This is a genomic window from Stenotrophomonas sp. 59 (genome assembly GCF_030291095.1).
GTDB classification, from domain to species: Bacteria; Pseudomonadota; Gammaproteobacteria; order Xanthomonadales; family Xanthomonadaceae; genus Stenotrophomonas; species Stenotrophomonas maltophilia_Q.
Genome location: NZ_CP127408.1, coordinates 104,875 through 122,453, shown reverse-complemented (window position 1 = coordinate 122,453; position 17,579 = coordinate 104,875). Strand labels below are relative to the sequence as shown.

13 protein-coding genes are annotated in these 17,579 nt (G+C 68.0%); 3 read left to right on the top strand and 10 right to left on the bottom strand.

Annotated features, from left to right (window positions below; all coding sequences use genetic code 11):
• Positions 1–4: 4 nt before the first annotated feature.
• The 8 genes from QP552_RS00500 to QP552_RS00465 form a co-directional block, all read right to left on the bottom strand.
• Positions 5–2,074: a tetratricopeptide repeat protein gene (locus QP552_RS00500; protein ID WP_286074665.1), complete on the bottom strand. Its 2,070-nt coding sequence runs from the start codon at positions 2,072–2,074 to the stop codon at positions 5–7.
• 56 nt (positions 2,075–2,130) lie between these two features.
• The gene (locus QP552_RS00495) at positions 2,131–3,120 is read right to left on the bottom strand and encodes an alpha/beta fold hydrolase (RefSeq protein ID WP_181454010.1); all 990 of its coding nucleotides are present in this window, start codon (positions 3,118–3,120) and stop codon (positions 2,131–2,133) included.
• A 52-nt stretch (positions 3,121–3,172) separates the two neighbouring features.
• The gene (locus tag QP552_RS00490) at positions 3,173–3,964 is read right to left on the bottom strand and encodes a lysophospholipid acyltransferase family protein (protein WP_111113339.1); all 792 of its coding nucleotides are present in this window, start codon (positions 3,962–3,964) and stop codon (positions 3,173–3,175) included.
• 119 nt (positions 3,965–4,083) lie between these two features.
• Positions 4,084–4,518: a hotdog fold thioesterase gene (locus QP552_RS00485; RefSeq protein ID WP_032128719.1), complete on the bottom strand. Its 435-nt coding sequence runs from the start codon at positions 4,516–4,518 to the stop codon at positions 4,084–4,086.
• A gap of 10 nt (positions 4,519–4,528) precedes the next feature.
• Positions 4,529–6,580: a phospholipase D family protein gene (locus QP552_RS00480; RefSeq protein ID WP_111113340.1), complete on the bottom strand. Its 2,052-nt coding sequence runs from the start codon at positions 6,578–6,580 to the stop codon at positions 4,529–4,531.
• Positions 6,577–7,194, bottom strand: coding sequence for a YceI family protein (locus tag QP552_RS00475; protein WP_286074663.1), 618 nt, complete (start codon positions 7,192–7,194; stop codon positions 6,577–6,579). Before QP552_RS00475 ends, QP552_RS00480 begins: the two co-directional genes overlap by 4 nt.
• Positions 7,195–7,198: 4 nt before the next feature.
• Positions 7,199–7,675, bottom strand: coding sequence for a histidine phosphatase family protein (locus QP552_RS00470; protein WP_005407539.1), 477 nt, complete (start codon positions 7,673–7,675; stop codon positions 7,199–7,201).
• A 49-nt stretch (positions 7,676–7,724) separates the two neighbouring features.
• Positions 7,725–8,354, bottom strand: coding sequence for a ParA family protein (locus QP552_RS00465; protein WP_049446080.1), 630 nt, complete (start codon positions 8,352–8,354; stop codon positions 7,725–7,727).
• Positions 8,355–8,477: 123 nt separating this feature from the next.
• Here QP552_RS00465 and QP552_RS00460 point away from each other — a divergent pair, with 123 nt between their 5' ends.
• The gene (locus QP552_RS00460) at positions 8,478–9,962 is read left to right on the top strand and encodes an AAA family ATPase (protein WP_111113342.1); all 1,485 of its coding nucleotides are present in this window, start codon (positions 8,478–8,480) and stop codon (positions 9,960–9,962) included.
• A gap of 567 nt (positions 9,963–10,529) precedes the next feature.
• On the opposite strand, the gene QP552_RS00455 is transcribed toward QP552_RS00460, so the two are convergent.
• Complete coding sequence (locus tag QP552_RS00455) at positions 10,530–11,165, bottom strand: tetratricopeptide repeat protein (protein WP_111112287.1); 636 nt, start codon at positions 11,163–11,165, stop codon at positions 10,530–10,532.
• 171 nt (positions 11,166–11,336) lie between these two features.
• Between QP552_RS00455 and QP552_RS00450 the strand changes: the two genes are divergently transcribed.
• Positions 11,337–15,023 carry an indolepyruvate ferredoxin oxidoreductase family protein gene (locus QP552_RS00450; protein WP_111112286.1) on the top strand — a complete coding sequence of 1,229 codons (3,687 nt, stop codon included), beginning with the start codon at positions 11,337–11,339 and terminating at the stop codon, positions 15,021–15,023.
• Positions 15,024–15,106: 83 nt separating this feature from the next.
• Here the strand turns inward: QP552_RS00450 and QP552_RS00445 are convergent, their stop codons facing one another.
• Positions 15,107–15,721 (bottom strand): DUF938 domain-containing protein, encoded by a 615-nt coding sequence (locus QP552_RS00445; RefSeq protein WP_111112285.1) that lies wholly within the window; start codon positions 15,719–15,721, stop codon positions 15,107–15,109.
• Between the two features lie 645 nt (positions 15,722–16,366).
• Here QP552_RS00445 and QP552_RS00440 point away from each other — a divergent pair.
• Positions 16,367–17,281, top strand: a complete 915-nt coding sequence (locus QP552_RS00440) for an IS110 family transposase (RefSeq protein ID WP_286074661.1) — start codon at positions 16,367–16,369, stop codon at positions 17,279–17,281.
• Positions 17,282–17,579: the final 298 nt, after the last annotated feature.

Sequence of the window (17,579 nt, the reverse complement as noted above, 5' to 3'; positions counted from 1 at the left end):
CTCCTCACTCTTCCGGGTAACCCAGGCGCACCGCAACCGGGGTGAGCTGGGCAAAGGCGGCGCTCATCACGTCGCGGTAGTTGCGCCAGTGGCCGGCCGGCAGGCGCGGGGCGCCCAGCTGTGCCGCCGGTGGCATCGGCCGCTCGAACAGTCGACCCAGCAGTTCGGCCATCGCCTGCGGATCGTTGCCGATCTGGTCGATGCGCAGCAGCACGTGCGGGTACAGGTCGTCCTCATGCAGCGTGGCGATCTGGTTCAGCGCACGGGTCAGCCATTCACTGGCTTCGGCCAACGACGTCATCGCCAGCGGCGCGGCGGCACCGTAGGCCACCCAGTCCAGCAGCATGTCACGCGGGTCGCGCAGCACCAGCACCAGGCGGCCCTGCGGCAGCTGCGGGCGCAGCGCCCACAGCAGCGCGTTGTCCCACCACAGCAGCCAGTCGATCACGGTGTCGCTCTGCAGGCCACGCGCCGGCAGCTGTTCACGCCAGCGCTGCACCAGCCGCTCCGGCGTCAGCACGCCCGAGGCCAGGTCCTGCAGCGTGTTGTAGTTCTGGAACGCGTCATCGGGCGGCGTGTTGGTGTAGCGGTCGCTGCGCAGCACCGGGCTGGCAGCGGCCAGGCCGGTTGCCACGCGCTCAACGCCTGAACCCGGCGCGCCCCAGAGGAAGATCGGCGCGGAGCTGGCATCGCCGTCGATGCTGCCCTTGTCCGGCCAGCTCGGCGGGGACTTGGCCTGAGGCGGCAGTGGCAAGCGCTGCGGTGCCTGGTCGGCCTGCAGCGACAGCCACGTGCGCAGCGCGTCCTGCGGCTGCCCGGCGCGGTCCTGGATCTCGCCCATCCACGTCCGCAGGTCGGCGCGATGGTCTTCCGGCGCCAGCTCGATCAGCGCCTGCACGCGGGCCACGGCGGCGGCCGGATCGCGCTGCAGCAGGCCTTCGACCAGGCGGGTCTCGCCGCTGACGCGGCCCGGTTCCAGGCTGACGATGCGTTCGGCGATCGCTTCGGCCTGAGCGTGTTCGCCGACCATGTCATGCAGGCGCAGGCGCGCCTCCAGGGCCGGCAGGTGCGCGGGCATGGCCGCCATCCAGCGCTCGACCGCGGTCACGGCGCTTTCGCTGCCCACCTGCTCGATGGCCAGTCGTGCCAGCCACACGTCGTGCAGCTGGTCGTTGCTGTCCAGCACCGCATCCAGGCGTGCGCGTGCTTCGTCCTCGCGGCCCAGGCGCTGCCAGGACATCAGCAGCAGCTGCAGCACCTGGCGGTCTTCCGGCTGCGTCTCCAGCAGCGGCAGCAGGTAGTCCAGGGCCTGCAGTGGCTGGCCATTGCGCAGCGACAGCTCACCCGCCAGACGGCGCATCGACGGTACGTCCATCTCCGGCTGCTGCAGGGCCACCTGCATGGCCTCGGCGGCAGCCGGCACGTTGCCCTGGCGCAGTGCCAGCTGCACCACCAGGCCATGCAGCGAGGACAGCGACGGATTGAGTTCCAGCACGCGGCGGAACGACTGCTCGGCGAACGCCAGCATGTCCTTGCCGAGGTAGGCAAAGCCCAGCGCGTACAGCACGCGGGTATCGTCCGGCAGTGCCTTGCTGGCGGCCGACAGCAGCGCCAGTGCGCGGTCGGCGTCACCGCGGCGCAGTGCAACCATGCCGTCGATGGTCAGCAGCTCCGGATGGTCCGGTTCCACGCGCGCGGCCAGGGTCGAGATGCGCTGCGCTTCATCGAAGTCATTGCGGCCGATCGCCAGATGCGCCTGCATCAGATAGGCGGAGAACGAGTTCGGATCGAGGCCGGTGGTGCGCACCAGTGCTTCGTCGGCACCCTCGAACTGGCGCAGTGCCAGCAGCAGGCCGGCATGCTGCAGGTGCAGCTGGGCGTCGTCCGGGGCCAGCCGCAGCGCCTGCTGCAGGGCCTCCATCGCCTCCTCGGCGTTGCCCTGCTGCTGCAGCGCAAGCGCCAGCCAGCGGTGGGCGTTGGCCTGGCCGGGTTCGTCATGGGTCCACGCCTGGGCCAGCTGCACGGCCTGGTCGGCCTGGTTCTGGCGCAACGCTTGGATGATCTGGTCTTGCATGGCAGTCCGGTTCAAGTGCAAACCCGCATTGTAGCGGGCTGCGCGCTGCCGCCGGTTCAGGCCCGCAGGACCCGCTGCAGGCGCTGCGCAACCCAGCGCTCGGAGAAGCCGTCGCCACGCCAGTTCTCGATGAAACCGCAGTGGCCACCCCAGCAGGCGGTTTCCAGGTGCGCCTGGCGCGGCAGCTGCCAGTTGTTGAAGGTGGCATACGGGATCACCGGGTCATCCTGCGCCATCAGGATGTCGGCCGGCACCTGCAGGGTGGACAGGCGGTCGCCGGCAATCGAGTAGCCGTCGAAATAGGCCTGCAGCGAACCGAAGCTGGTGTGGCGCTCGACCAGCCAGGCGGTCAGCGCACGGATGTCCAGCTTCAGCACGCGGTCGTCGCAGTCGCTCAGCTCGGGGAACAGATCGCGCTTGCGGCGCAGCGAACCGGCCCACTTGCGGCGGAAGTACCAGTCGTACATCGCCGGGCCGTTCTCGATGCTTTCCATCGTCAGCGCCGGGTCCAGCACCGGGCACACCGAGGCCACGCGCTGCAGCGGCACGCCGGCGGCCGGCGCGCGCAGGGCCAGGCGCAGCACGAAGTTGCCGCCCAGCGAGTAGCCGGCGGCCACCAGCGGCAGCTGCGGCCAGCGCTGGGCTATGTCGCCCGCGGCATGCACCACTTCGTCGATCAGGTTGGAGTGGAAGATGCCGGGGTTGAGGTGATGGGTGTTGCCGTGGTCGCGGAAGTTCAGCCGCACCACGTCGAAGCCCTGCTCCAGCATGCGCGCGGCCGCCATGCGCATGTAGCTGGATTCGGCACTGCCTTCCCAGCCGTGCAGCAGCAGCGCGATGCCCTTGGGCTCGCGGCCTTCGACATGGCTGTGCCAGCCCTGCAGGCGAACGCCATCGCCGCCATCCAGGATCAGCTCCTCGCTGACCGCACCGGTGGCCGCCAGCAGCAGCAGGCCGCGCTGCAGGCGCATGCGGCTGGAGCTGAGCATCGACTGCAGGTGGGGATTGCGCAGCCAGCGCGGTGGCTGGTAGTCAGCCGCATGCAGCGTCGGCGTGCCGGCGTCCAGGACAGGTGGCGGGATCAGGGCCACCGCCGCCTCACCCGGTGCTCATGGCCGCCACGATGCGCGCGCGCGAGGTTTCCGCGATGCGCCGACGGCCTTCCAGGTCCTGTGCACCGATCGGTGCCAGGAAGTGCACTTCCGCACGCCGCGCCGGCTCGCCGAGCAGGCGCAGGAAATTGGCGAAGAAGCTTTCGTTCGGGCCGAACGCGACGATGGTCTGCGCGTCGCCCTTCACCCCGTACACCAGTGCCACCGGCTGCACCGGCACGCCGGTCTCGACCGCGGCCTGGAAGATGCGGGCGTGGAACGGGCCCACTTCGTGACCGCCGCGGGTCCGCCCTTCCGGGAACACGCCCACGGCCTTGCCTTCGCGCAGGCGGTCGGCCATCACCTGCATCACGCCACCGAGCGATTCGGTGTTGCCTCGCTGGTGGAAGATGGTCTGGCCACGCGCGGCCAGCCACCCGACCAGCGGCCAGCTGGCGATCTCGCGCTTGGCGACGAAGCCCATCATGCGCTGGCTGTGCAGGATGCAGATGTCGACCCAGCTGACGTGGTTGGCGACGAACAGCACGGCACCGGGCAACGGCCTGCCGATCTGCACCAGGCGGAAGCCGAAGATCCACATCAGCCCACCCTGCCACCAGTTGACCACCTTGGCGCCGAAGGTCGCCTCGCCCACGCGCAGCTCGCCCCACGGCGGAAGCATGCCGATCAGGATGAGCGGCAGGAACACGATGATGTGGACCAACAGCAGCGGTACGCGGTACAGGTAACGGCACACACGCGCCACGCCGCCACGGGGGGCCGGAGTGGGGGAAGTCATCCGCGCACGATACCGGAGGGCCGTCATCGCTGCCAGCCGATTTAGGCCATAACAGCCATCGACCGGGGCAATCGGCGGGGAACGCTGGGTTCCGCCGCCGTCAACGAGCCCCGCGGGGCTCAGCCGTGACCGGCAGCCACCACCGCCAGGGTCAGCCGCGAGATGCATACCAGGCGGCCCTGCTCGTCCTCGATGCGGATCTCCCACAGCTGGGTGCTGCGGCCGACGTGCAGCGCGCGGGCGGTACCGGTGACCGTGCCCGAGCGCACGGCGCGCACGTGGTTGGCGTTGATTTCCAGGCCCACGCAGATCTGCTTGCCGGTATCCACGCACAGGTTGCCGGCGCTGCTGCCCAGGGTCTCGGCCAGCACCACCGAGGCACCGCCGTGCAGGATGCCGTAGGGCTGGCGGGTGCGCTCATCCACCGGCATGGTGGCCTGCAGCCAGTCCTCGCCGGCGGCGCTGAAGACGATGCCCAGGGATTCAATCGCCGTGTTGCGGCTGAGCGCGTTGAGCTGCTCGATGGAAACGGCTTCGCGGAAGACCTGGGTCATGCGGGTACCTTCAGAGGATGGGAACAAGGCCGGCGCCGAATGCGGTCAGCATGCGCACCAGCAGCCACTTCGGGCCGACGTTGACTTCGGGGAAGTCGCCGACGGCGACGTAGCAGCGATGGAAATCAGGATCCTGCCGCGGCAGCGGCTGCGGGCACTCGGGGCCGGGCTTGAACTCGTAGTCGGTGGCGTAGCGCCACGGCCAGAAATCAAGGATGGGCAGCGCTTCGGAGGCCTTGCCGACGCTGTAGTTCAGCCCCGACAGCACCGGTGGCTTGGCCCGCGGCGCCACCGTCCAGGAGTTCTGCGGATGGGTGTCACGCAGGATGCTCTGCGCCAGTTCCTCGGCAAAAACCGGGTCGTCGATGATCACCGCGCCTTCGGTGTTGTAGTTCTCGCTGCGCGGATCGAAGTTGTGGGTGCCGACCACGCCGATGCGGCGGTCGACCACCAGCGACTTGGCATGCAGGCCCATGCGCGCGCCCTTGCGGGTGACCGGCAACGGCTTGTTGACCGCTTTGCTGCCCAGGAACGACGGCCGCGTCTCGGTGCGCAGCAGGCGCGTTTCCACCTCGCTGCCGGCGGCGCGACGGCGCGCGCGCGCGTTGTCGTAGGCACCATCGCTGTGGCGATGGTTCAACGGGCCCTGCTTGCTGCCTGCATCCGAACCACTACTGCTGCCACTGCGTGCGTTGCTGCCGGCGGCACTGCCACCGATCAGCGGGTTGCGGTCGCCCTCGTCTTCACCCCCGGGCGCGGCAATCGGGTCCGGCAGCAGGTTGCGGTAATCGACCGGCGCATCCAGCGGGAACGGCTTGTATTCGAAGATGTTGAAGCCCAGTTCGCGCATGTTGCGCCGCTTGTACTTGTACGACAGCGCATACACGATCGGGTTGTCGGTCGCCGCCAGGCTGTTGCTGGACACCACCACGCGTGGTGGCTGCGGGCGCTTGCGCAGCTCGCGGAACAGCTTCTGCGCCGGCTTGGACAGCACCAGGTACGGCGTCTGCAGGATCACTTCCTTCTGCGCACTGGCGATCAGCGCATCCAGCTGTGGCTCGGTCACATGCTGGCCGGCCAGCGGTGCATCGGCCTTCTCGCGGCGATGCTTGCGTGGCAGGTCGGCCACGTAGCGCACCGAAGCCACCGGTAGCGCGGTATCGACGAAGGAACGGGTGACGAACTCGGTGTCGTTGGCTTCGGCGCTGACCCGCTGTACCCGTTCCGGGCGGCGGAAGGTGGCCGGTGGCAGCGTTGGCACGCCTTCGCGCAGCAAGGTGCGGCCCACGTCGTTCAGGCGCTCGGCCGGGACGCTGCGGTGGGCGCGCCAGAACGCGTCGAAGTTGGCCGCCATCGCACGCGCTTCCGGACCGGCGATCAGCACATCGCGGTCGCGGAAGTTGTACTCGCGGTCCCAGTCGTAATAGTCGTCCTGGTAGTTGCGGCCACCGACCACGCCGATCGCATCGTCGATCACCAGCAGCTTGTTGTGCATGCGCTGGTTGAACCGGCGGAAGCAGCACAGCACGCTGCCGGCATAGTCGAAGTAGTTCAGCCGGGCCTTGCCGAAGGTCGGGTTGTAGACCCGCAGCTGGAAGTTCTGGTGCGCACCGGACAGGGCGCCGAGGATCTGCAGGTCGGAGATCGCCGAGAGCTGATCGATCAGCAGTCGCACCTTCACCCCGCGGCGCGATGCGGCCAGCAGTTCATCGATGACCAGGCGGGCGCTGTCGTCCTTGTCGAAGATGTAGGTCTGCAGGTCGATGCTGCGGGTGGCACTGCGCAGCAGGTTCAGGCGTGCGACCAGGGCACCCTCGCCCTCATCGAGCAGGGTGGCGTAGTGGCGCGGTCGTTCCGGGGTGGATTCGGTGAACGCCCGGCCCGCCAGCGCACGCAGCGGCGAGTCCTGTGCACAGCGGTCGGCACGCTGGCAATCCACCACGGTCGAACGTGCCTGCACGGCGATGGCCTCGGCGCGGTCGCGCTCGGCATTCGACAGCGATGCACAACCGCTGCCCAGCAACACGGTTGCCAGCGCCAGTACACGCAGCAGGAGGTTCACGGTTTCGGCGCCTCGCTCAGGCGCGCACGCAATACGAAAGTCACTCGGTCACTCAAGGCAAGCTGCCAGCTGTCCATGCCGTACCGGCCTCGCTGCACGGTACCGCGGCTGACGACGTCGCAATCATAGCCGGGTCGGGCACACTCCGCCTTCTCGACCTTCAGTGTCTCGGGGTGGCTGATCCCGCGCAGGGTCAGCCGGCCGTTGATGTCGCCACCGCTCTCCACGGTTTCCGGCCAGTACGGCAGCGAGTCGAACTCGACCACCGGATGGCGGCCGGCATCGAAGAACTCCTCGCCGCGCATCCATCCGGTGTAGCGTGATTTGCCGGGAATCTCGACCGAGCGCGTGAACATCTTCAGGTGCACCTGGTGGCGGCCGTCGGAAAGGATCTCGATGCGCCCTTCGAAGTGCGGGAACAGGCCTTCGATACGCTGCCCGAAGCGGGTGCGCACCTCGAAGCCGATCTGCGAACGCTGGGTATCCAGGCGCATCACCCGGTGCGCTTCGGCGACCACCGGTGGCAGGGTGGTCGGCGCGGGCACGGCGGCCCAGGCCGGGCCGAGTGCCAGCAGCGCGGGCAGCAGACAGCGGCTGCGCCGCGCCAGGCTCATCGGATCACGGCCACCAGAATGCGTTCAGGCTGGCCACGCCTGGCTCGATCGAGGCCTCACGCGGGAAGCCGAGCACGGCGATGCCCGCCGGCGGCATGCCACGGTAGTCGCTGCTGGTGCCCTCGGTCATCAACGCCACCAGCCGCTCCAGGCCCGGGTTATGGCCGACGATCAGCACCCGGTCCAGATCACGGCGGTCGTCCACCAATGCCGCCAGGGTGCCGGGGGTGGCTTCGTAGATGCGGTCTTCCAGGCGCTTTTCCACGTAACCGATGGTGCCGAGCACGGCTTCCAGGGTTTCGCGGGTACGCCGCGCCGGTGAACACAGCACGCAGTCCGGCAGCAGGTTGTTTTCCTTCAGCCACTTGCCGGCGGCTTCGGCTTCGGCCAGCCCCACCGGCGACAACGGCCGGTCGAGGTCGGCCTGGCCGGGGGTAGCCGGTTCGGCATGGGCATGGCGCAGCAGGATCAGTTCACGCATCGCGGGTTTCCATGAAGAAGAGGATGCAGCAGAAAGAGTGACGCAGGCATCAAAGCTTGAGCCAGGACAGCAGCGGCTCCCAGTCGGCCTGGTGCTCGCGCACCTGGGCGGAGCGGTAGTCGAACAGGCTGCGGCCGAGGCCGGTCATGACCACGTAGCTCTGGCTGTCACGCAGCTGCGCGACCACCGGGTACGGCCATTCGGCCAGCATCTGCAGCGCCTGCTGCGAGGTCTGGGTCCAGGGCTTGGTGCGGTTCAGGACCAGCCCGACCGGCAGCTTGCGGCTGTGCACCCGCGGGTTCTGGGCCAGGCTGTTGAGGAAGCCGACGATGGCTTCGATGTCCAGCGCCGAGGGCAGCACCGGCACCACCACCGCGTCGGCAGCGTCAAGGAAATGGGGGATATCGTCGGCCAACGCACCGGCCGGTGCGTCGATGATGACGGTTTCGGTGCCGTCGGGCAGCTTCTGTGCCCACTGCTTCTTCCGATACACATCAATGGGGAGCACCGCGCTTTCCAGCCCGGCACGCCGTTGTGCCCAGCGGGTGCTGGAGCCCTGCGGGTCGGCATCGGCGATCACCGTGGCCTTGCCCTGCAATGCCGCGTACGCGGCCAGGTGGGTGGCGACGGTGGTCTTGCCCACCCCGCCCTTGGAACCGGCCACCAGGATCGTCTTCATGCCAGCCTCGCTTCCGGGTACGTGCCCCGAGCGTACACCGGCGGTGGTGACGGGAGGTAGCACTGCGCTGAACCTGTGGCCATCGCCTTTGCTATCGTGGCGCCCCCGAAGGATCGAACCGGCATGAGCGAGCTGCAGGACCTGAGCGCACTGATCCGCGCCAACACCCCCCTGATCGTCATCGAGACCCAGGACGAGGGTCGCATCGTCGATCTGTTCCGGCAGACGCTGATGCACGTGTGGCGGGCGCTGCACCGCTGGTCGATCACCGAGGGCCTGCGCCGCATCGACCTGGACAGCGAAGATCCGCCGGTCGGGCCACCCGACGCCAGCGCGGCCCTGCAGATGATCCGCCAGGCCGGGCAGCGCGGGGTCTACCTGCTCCTCGATTTCCACCCCTACCTGGGTTATGCCAGCCACCAGCGCGCCCTGCGCGACCTGATCCAGCGCCGCCACAGCGAACCTCATGTGCTGGTGCTGATCGGTGCCAAGGTGGAACTGCCGGCCGAGCTGGAAGCGCTGGCGGTACGCTTCAACCCGCGCCTGCCCGACGCAAATGCCCTGCTGAAGATGCTGCGCGAGGAGGCCGATGCCTACGCCCGGGAGCATGGCGGCCGCCGGGTCGAGGTCGACAGCGAGGCGGTGAAGAAGATCCTGAAGAACCTGCAGGGCCTGAGCCTGGTCGACGCCCGCCGCATCGCGCGCCAGCTGATCTACGCCGATGGCGCGCTGCGCGACGACGACCTGCCGCAGCTGGCACGGCTGAAGTTCGAGCTGCTCAACCGCAGCGGGCACCTGTTCTTCGAGCATGACAGCGCGCGCTTCGGCGACGTGGCCGGCGCCAACCGGCTCAAGCGCTGGATCAACCAGCGGCGGGTGGCGTTCATCGCTGGCTCCGCACCGGCCGGGCTGGACCCGCCGCGCGGCATGCTGCTGCTGGGCGTGCAGGGCTGCGGCAAGTCGATGCTGGCCAAGGCCACCGCTGCCGGCTTTGGTGTGCCGCTGCTGCGCCTGGACGTCGGCGCGCTGTACAACAAATACCACGGCGAGACCGAGGCCAACCTGCGCCAGGCCCTGGCCTCGGCCGAGCAGCTGGCGCCCTGCGTGCTGTGGATGGACGAAATCGAGAAGGGCCTGGCCAGCGGTGGCGAAGACGGCGGCGTGTCGCGCCGCGTGCTCGGCCATCTGCTGACCTGGATGGCCGAGCGCAAGGCACCAGTGTTCATCGTGGCCACTGCCAACCAGGTGCACGAGCTGCCTGCCGAGCTGCTGCGCAAAGGCCGCTTCGACGAGATCTTCTTCGTCGACCTGCCCTCGCCTGAGGTGCGCGTGGAGCTGCTGCGGCTGCACCTGGGCCGGCGCCAGCTCAACGCCGACGACTTCGCGCTACCGGCGCTGGCGGCTGCCGCCAATGGGTTCTCCGGCGCCGAGATCGAGCAGGCGATCGTGGCCGGGCTGTACGCGGCGCATGCCGAGGGCCGGCCGCTGGATACCGAGCTGCTGATGAACGAGATCCGCGCCACGCGGCCGCTGTCGGTGCTGATGGCCGAGCAGGTGGAGGCCCTGCGGGCGTGGGCGTCGGGGCGGACGGTTTCCGCGGACGATTGAGTTTTCCCGCGAACGGCGCAGCCCCTCGTGGTTGATCGCTCAAAGCAACAGCCGTGGTTGGCCGGGCAGGGTGGGTTCGCGGGGGACGCCGTAAACCCATCCATGGGGGCTTGGCCGCGGCATCCCTGCCGCGGACACCCCCGCGAACCCACCCCGCCCGGCCTCTGACGGTTTCCGGGGGCGATCAGCCACGTAGAAGAAAGAAGAAGAGCAAGAGCAAAAGCAGAACCGGTTGGCTGGCCGCTTTTCTGTAGAGCCGAGCCCACGCTCGGCTGCTCTTCGATCAGATTTCCCGTATTCGATTCCGATGCAGATTCATCCACGCATGGCGTGGATCTACCGTGTCGACCAAGGTCGACACCTACCAACAGCCGCCGGAACCTGTCGAAGGCGGGGTACTGTGGGTTTGCGGGGTGTGAGCCGCATGGATGCGGCGACCAAGCCCCCATGGATGGGTTTACGGCGGCCCCGCAAACCCGCAGTGCCCCGCCATCCCACAGGAAGCCCGCTGTTGCTTGGGCTGTTGCTTCTGCGGGTGCCGGGTGCAACCCGGCCGGACCCCCTCCCTCAGGGCCAGGCCGGCGGGGCAGCCACCCACGCCTGCTGCACTTCGGCCAACGACGCACGCTCATCCTCGCGCCATTGCGGCAGCAGCTGCGCGTAATTGGCGCTGGTGCTCCATTGCGACGGCTCGGTGCGCACCGCCGCGGCATACCACTGCACCGCTTCCTGTTTCTGCCCCATCCGCCACAGCGCCAGCGCATAGGTCGGTGGCACCCAGCTGGGCTTACTGCGCGCATTGCCGGCCGAAGACAGCCATTGCTCCAGCGCGGCCTCCGGCTTGCCTTGGCGCAGCAGGTCCCAGCCGTAGTTCCAGCGCACGCTGCGGCCCGCGCTGCTCTGTGCCGGTGCCTCCTTCAACGCCTCGCCGTACAGCTGGTCGGCCAGCTCGGCACGGCCCTGGGTACTGGCCACCGAAGCCAGCTGCACGGTAGCTTCCACCGCGCGCCGGCCGCGCTCGCGCAGCCTCACCAGCTGGGTCACCAGCTCATCGCCCTCGCCCTGCATCGCCACCATCGGTGCCGCCGCCAGGTCGCTGTCGAAGTAGAACTCCTGTGGTACCGGCATGGCCGGCGCGGCCCACGCCGTGGCCGCTCCCGAGGCCAGCAGCACGCTGGCCAGGATCTTTCCTGGAACTGACATCCCTTCTCCCCAGGCTGCACAACCGCAGCCTCCCTCTCTCGCCCCGATCCTAACCCCAGCAGCGGCGCGGGCGCGAGTGCCGGGACCACCACGGCCCCGCTGCTACAATTCGCGCCTTTCCCGCCGCGTGCCTGCACGCGGCCGGTGCCAGCCGATCCTACCGGGCCAGCCATGACCAGTACCGCGCAACTCACTTCGCCCTCTTCCGCCGACCTGCTCGACCGTGATTACACGCTCGACCACAAGTACACCCGCAACGAGGGGCGGATCTACCTGAGTGGCGTGCAGGCGCTGGTGCGGTTGCCACTGATGCAGCGCCTGCGCGATGCCGCCGAAGGCATCGACAGCGCCGGCTTCGTCAGCGGCTATCGTGGCAGCCCGCTGGGTGGCTTCGACCTGGAACTGTGGCGCGCGCGCAAGCATCTTGAAGCGGCGAAGGTGAAATTCACCCCTGGCCTGAACGAGGATCTGGGCGCCACCATGGTGTGGGGCACCCAGCAGACCAACCTGTTCCCCGGCGCCAACGTGCAGGGCGTGTTCGGCATGTGGTACGGCAAGGGCCCGGGCGTGGACCGCTGCGGCGACGTGTTCAAGCATGCCAACGCGGCCGGCACCTCGCGCTACGGCGGCGTGCTGGCGCTGGCTGCCGATGACCATGCCTGCCGCAGCTCGACGCTGCCGCACGGCAGCGAGGACGAGTTCGTCAGCGCGATGATGCCGGTGCTGAACCCGGCCGGCGTGCAGGACATCCTCGACATGGGCCTGCTGGGCTGGGCGATGAGCCGTTACACCGGCCGTTGGGTCGGCTTCAAGACCATCGCCGAGACGGTGGAATCGTCGGCCTCGGTGCAGGTCGATCCGATGGCACGCCGCATCGTGCTGCCGGAAGATTTCGAGATGCCGTCGGGTGGCCTCAACATCCGCTGGCCGGACCCGCCGCTGGACCAGGAGATGCGCCTGCACCGCTATGCGGTAAAGGCCGCGCAGGCGTTCGCCCGTGCCAACGGCATCGACAAGGTGGTGATGGATGCGCCACGCGCGCGGCTGGGCATCGTCACCACCGGCAAGAGCTACCTGGACGTGCTGCAGGCGCTGGAATACCTGGGCCTGGACGAAGCGGCGTGCGCCGACATCGGCATCCGCGTGTACAAGGTCGGCATGACCTGGCCGTTGGAGCCGGAAGGCATCGCGCGCTTCGCGCAGGGCCTGGAAGACATCATCGTGGTGGAGGAGAAGCGTGCCTTCATCGAGCGCCAGATGAAGGAGCAGTTCTTCAACTGGCCGGCCAGCTGGGGCCAGCGCCCGTCCATCGTCGGCAAGTACGACGAGAGCGGCGAGTGGATCCTGCCGTCCACCGGCGAACTGACCCCGGCCACCATCGCCGGCGTGATCGGCCGCCGCATCCAGAAGTTCTTCAACAACGAATCGATCGAGCAGCGCCTGCAGTGGATGCAGAAAAAGGAAGCCGAGCTTGCGTTGCCGCGCGCCAGTTTCCCGCGCGTGCCGCACTACTGCTCCGGCTGCCCGCACAACACCTCCACCCAGGTGCCGGAAGGGTCGCGTGCGCTGGCCGGCATCGGTTGCCATTACATGGTGACCTGGATGGACCGCAGCACCGACACCTTCACCCACATGGGCGGCGAAGGCGTGACCTGGGCCGGGCAGGCGCCGTTCACCGACACCCCGCACGTGTTCCAGAATCTGGGCGACGGCACCTACTTCCATAGCGGTTCGCTGGCGATCCGCCAGGCAGTCGCCGCCGGGGTCAACATCACCTACAAGATCCTCTACAACGATGCGGTAGCGATGACCGGCGGCCAGCCGGTGGACGGACCGCTGAGCGTGCCGGACATTGCAAAGCAGATGCGCGCCGAAGGCATCCACACCATCGTGGTGCTGTCGGACAACATCGGCAAGTGGACCGGCCAGCGCGAGCATTTCCCCAGCGACGTCGAGTTCCACGACCGCAGCGAGCTGGACGCCGTGCAGAAGCGCCTGCGCGAGGTGAAGGGTGTTTCCATCCTGATCTACGAACAGACCTGCGCCACCGAGAAGCGTCGTCGCCGCAAGCGCGGCAAGCTGGAAGACCCGCAGAAGCGCGTGCTGATCAACTCGCTGGTCTGCGAGGGCTGCGGCGACTGCGGCAAGAAGAGCTTCTGCGTGTCGGTGCTGCCGAAGGAAACCGAGTTCGGGCGCAAGCGCGAGATCGACCAGTCCAACTGCAACAAGGACTATTCCTGCGTGAACGGGTTCTGCCCGAGCTTCGTCACCGTGCACGGCGGCCAGCCGCGCAAGGGCAGCAAGCGTGATGCCTCCACGCTGCTGGACAACCTGCCGGCGCCGACCATCCGCGGCACGCTGGAACAGCCCTGGAACATCCTGATCACCGGCGTCGGCGGTACCGGCGTGGTGACCATCGGCGCGCTGCTGGGCATGGCCGGCCACCTGGAAGGCAAGGGCGCCACCGTGCTCGATCAGACCGGACTGGCGCAGAAGGGTGGCGCGGTGACCACGCACATCCGCATCGCACGCCGCCCGGATGACATCCACGCCGTGCGCATCGCCGCCGGTGAGGCCGACCTGGTGCTGGGCTGCGACATGGTGGTGGTCAACGACTACTGGGCACTGTCCAAGGTGCGCGCCGGTCGTTCGCAGGTGGTGCTGAACACCTACGAAGCGATGCCGGGCACCTTCACCACCCGTCCGGACATGCAGTTCCCCGCCGCCGACATCGTCGCCGGCGTGCGCGTGGCCCTGGGCGGCCAGGAGCCGCTGCTGCTGGATGCCACCCAGCTGGCCACCGCGCTGCTGGGCGATGCCATCGCCGCCAACCTGTTCATCCTCGGCTACGCCTGGCAGCAGGGCCTGGTGCCGCTGTCGTTCGAATCGCTGATGCGCGCCATCGAGTTGAACGGCGCGGCCGTGGCGATGAACCAGCAGGCCTTCGCCTGGGGCCGCCTGGCCGTGGTCGATCCGCAGGCCGTGCAGCAGGCCGCCGGCCTGGTGCGCAACCGCCATACCGATACCGAATCCACCCCGGGCCCGCTGCACCCGCTGCCGCCGGGCGAGTGGGAAGGCAACGAGTGGGGCGCCACCGCGGCGCCGCGCAACACCGGCGACGAACGCGAACTGCGCGGTCTGCCCTCGCATGGCGGCGACGTGGCCTTCCTGCCGCTGGACGACGCGCGCCTGTCGCGTTCGCTGGACGAAATGATCGAGCGTCGCGCCGCCTTCCTGGTCGAGTACCAGGATGCCGCCTATGCCAACCGCTACCGTGATCTGGTGGCACGCGTGCGCGCCACCGAGGCCGACCGCATCGGCGGTTCCACCGCACTGACCGAGACCGTGGCCCGCTACCTGTTCAAGCTGATGGCCTACAAGGACGAGTACGAAGTGGCCCGCCTGTACACCAGCGGCGACTTCCAGCGCCGCCTGCAGCAGCAGTTCGAGGGCGACTACCAGCTGCGCTTCCACCTGGCGCCGCCGCTGTTCGCGAAGAAGGACGAGCAGGGCCGGCTGCTGAAGAAGGAATACGGCCCGTGGATGTTCAAGGCGTTCGGCCTGCTGGCGAAGCTGAAGTTCCTGCGCGGCGGACGCTTCGACGTGTTCGGTCGCACCGAAGAGCGCCGCATGGAACGCAAGCTGATCGGCGACTACGAGGCGACCGTGCAGGTGCTGCTGGACGGCCTGGACGACGACCGCCTGGCGCTGGCGGTGGAGATTGCCAGCATTCCCGAGCACATCCGCGGCTTCGGCCACGTCAAGGAAGCCCACTTCGAACAGGCCAAGGCGCGTGAAGCCGCCCTGCTGGCGCAGTGGCGCAACCCGAAGGCGCTGCATATCGTGCAGGTGGCGTAACACCGCGAAACAGGTAGTGCCGGCCGCTGGCCGGCATCTTCCTGGCAATCGAATGCCGGCCAGCGGCCGGCACTACCGGCGGTTCAGCCCAACCGCCACAACAGCAGCCGGTTGTTGGCCGGCATCGCCACGTCGCCCAGGCGGGTGAAGCCATTGTCGGCCGCCAGCGCCTGCACCGCTTCGCTATCGCGGATACCGCTGCGGGGGTCGCGCGCCTTCAGCCAGCCATCGAACTGCGCGTTGCTGTCGCTGGTGTAGCGGCCGCCGTAGTTGAACGGACCGTAGACCGCCAGCAGCGCGCCACGGCGCAGCACCGGTGGCAGCGCGGCGAACAGCGCCTGTACGTGGTCCCAGCTCATGATGTGCAGCGTGTTGGCGCTGAATGCGGCGTCGAACGTACTTCCCTCCGGCAGCCTCAACCCGGGCGCCGGAGGCAGTTCCACCTGCAGCGCCAGCGGCGGCAGCAGATTCAGCAAGGCCGCTTCGGCACGCCACGCTTCGATGCCGGGCAGGTGGTCCGGATGATCACTGGGCTGCCAGCGCAGCCACGGCCAACGCTCGGTGAAGAAGGCAGCGTGCTGGCCGGTGCCGCTGCCGATTTCCAGCACCCGGTGGCGGTCGCCCATCCATGGGTCGAGTGCGGCAGCGATCGGCTCGCGGTTGCGCTCGCAGGCTTCTGAATACGGCTTGCTCGACATCAGGACGGGGTCCAGGCGGGGTCGGCCCCATTGTGCACGAGGGGGTGTTGCTCGACAGGGCTGCGCCCTGCACCCGCCGAAGCCGGAGCCAGAGCCAGAGCAACTTCAAAAACTGGCATTCCGCGTGTTGGCGGGGTGGGCCCGGTTGCGGGGGACGCCGTAAACCCGTCCTTGGGGGCTTGGCCGCGGCATCCATGCCGCGGACACCCCCGCAACCGGACCCACCCCGCCTTCGACAGCTTTCTGCGGTCTGTTGGAATGACTCTTGGGGTCAGATCCGTTTTCCGCAGGAAAACGGATCTGACCCCGGATTCATTTCGATATCTGACAGATTGTGTCGACCAAGGTCGACACCCACCAACAGCACACGGAACCTGTCGAAGGTGGGGCGGTGTCGGATTGCGGGGTGTCAGCCGCATGGATGCGGCTGCCAAGCCTTATCTGATCGGAATCTGGCAGCGTAGGTGCCGAGAGCCGGCGTGGGCCGCCGTACAAGCCTGGATCTCGACGATCGCCATGTAGCTTGGCGCCCACGCCGGAATCTCCCTTGATCCGCCCGAACAGTTGCTGGAGCTGACACTCGCAGTGATAAGACTGGGCAAGCGGGGGAGCTCTCGACCCTTCCAGACTATACGGAGTCCGGTAATGAACGGGATCGGGATTGATGTCAGCAAGCGCCAACTGGATGTCGGCACGACGGACGGAGAGACCCTGCAGGTCTGGAATAGCCGCTCCGGCTTTTCTGAGTTGGATGATTGGCTGAAGAAGCGTCCGGTCAGCCAGATCGTGCTGGAGGCCACCGGCGGCTACGAGCGGCCGGTGCTGGATTTTCTGCACGCAGCGGGCCATCCGGTGGTCCGCGCCAATGCCCTGCGGGCCCGCAGGCTGGCCCAGGGGATGGGCCAGATGGCCAAGACCGACCGGTTGGATGCCTATGCATTGGCGCAGATGGCAGCCTTGGTGAAACTGCCCGCCTACCAACCGCTGGAGCCTTGGCAGCAGAAAATGCGGGAATTCGTGCGGGCACGTCGACAGGCGATGCACGCGCTGACCATCGCGCGGCAGCAGCAGGAAATGGTCGGTGATCGTGAATTGCGCCGGCTACTGCAGGCCAACATCACCCGCTTGCAGACGCTGGTTGAACGTCTGGGAAAGCAAATTGCCGAGCAGGTTGCCCATCAGCCTCAACTGGCTGTCCTGAAGTCGATGAAAGGCGTTGGCTCTGGCCTGCAGGCGGTATTGGCAAGCTATCCTCCCGAGTTGGGGAAGATCAGCGGCAAGGCCATCGCCAGCCTGGTCGGTGTAGCACCCATGTCCCACGACAGCGGGACCATGCGCGGCAAACGAAGCATCCACGGTGGCAGGGCCGAGATCCGCCAAGTGCTTTACATGGCCGCCATGTCGGCCATGCGGCATGAACCTCGACTGCGCGATTTCTATCAGTCGCTGCGGGCTCGCGGCAAGGAAGGAAAAGTGGCCATCGTGGCGGTAATGCGCAAGATGCTGGTGATTCTCAACGCCCGCGTACGCGACGCCCGAAGCGGACCGGTCCCTGCCTAAGGACAGTTGCGGCGTTCCCCCAGAGGCTGCCGGCCAGCGGCCGGCACTACCGTGCCTGTCTGCCGGAGAGGGCCAGGCCTCCCCGGCAACACAGTTGCTACACGGACGTACTTGCGGCGTCCCCGCACTCCGACACCGCCCCACCAACCCACGGATAGCCCGCTTTTGACGTTGACGTTGCCCTGGCTTGAAGCAGGTGCAGGGCTGCAAGCCCTGCCGAAACCCTCCCCAACCATGACTGCAGTCACTTGCCCGAAGCCGCCGCGCTGGCGAAAGTCGGGCAGTTGACGTGATCGGT

What these genes read in the sequence shown, in the direction of transcription:
- QP552_RS00500 (WP_286074665.1), bottom strand. Translation starts at nt 2,074, where the DNA reads ATGCAAGACCAGATCATCCAAGCGTTGCGCCAGAACCAGGCCGACCAG.
- QP552_RS00490 (WP_111113339.1), bottom strand. Translation starts at nt 3,964, where the DNA reads ATGACTTCCCCCACTCCGGCCCCCCGTGGCGGCGTGGCGCGTGTGTGC.
- QP552_RS00485 (WP_032128719.1), bottom strand. Translation starts at nt 4,518, where the DNA reads ATGACCCAGGTCTTCCGCGAAGCCGTTTCCATCGAGCAGCTCAACGCG.
- QP552_RS00475 (WP_286074663.1), bottom strand. Translation starts at nt 7,194, where the DNA reads ATGAGCCTGGCGCGGCGCAGCCGCTGTCTGCTGCCCGCGCTGCTGGCA.
- QP552_RS00470 (WP_005407539.1), bottom strand. Translation starts at nt 7,675, where the DNA reads ATGCGTGAACTGATCCTGCTGCGCCATGCCCATGCCGAACCGGCTACC.
- QP552_RS00465 (WP_049446080.1), bottom strand. Translation starts at nt 8,354, where the DNA reads ATGAAGACGATCCTGGTGGCCGGTTCCAAGGGCGGGGTGGGCAAGACC.
- QP552_RS00460 (WP_111113342.1), top strand. Translation starts at nt 8,478, where the DNA reads ATGAGCGAGCTGCAGGACCTGAGCGCACTGATCCGCGCCAACACCCCC.
- QP552_RS00455 (WP_111112287.1), bottom strand. Translation starts at nt 11,165, where the DNA reads ATGTCAGTTCCAGGAAAGATCCTGGCCAGCGTGCTGCTGGCCTCGGGA.
- QP552_RS00450 (WP_111112286.1), top strand. Translation starts at nt 11,337, where the DNA reads ATGACCAGTACCGCGCAACTCACTTCGCCCTCTTCCGCCGACCTGCTC.
- QP552_RS00445 (WP_111112285.1), bottom strand. Translation starts at nt 15,721, where the DNA reads ATGTCGAGCAAGCCGTATTCAGAAGCCTGCGAGCGCAACCGCGAGCCG.
- QP552_RS00440 (WP_286074661.1), top strand. Translation starts at nt 16,367, where the DNA reads ATGAACGGGATCGGGATTGATGTCAGCAAGCGCCAACTGGATGTCGGC.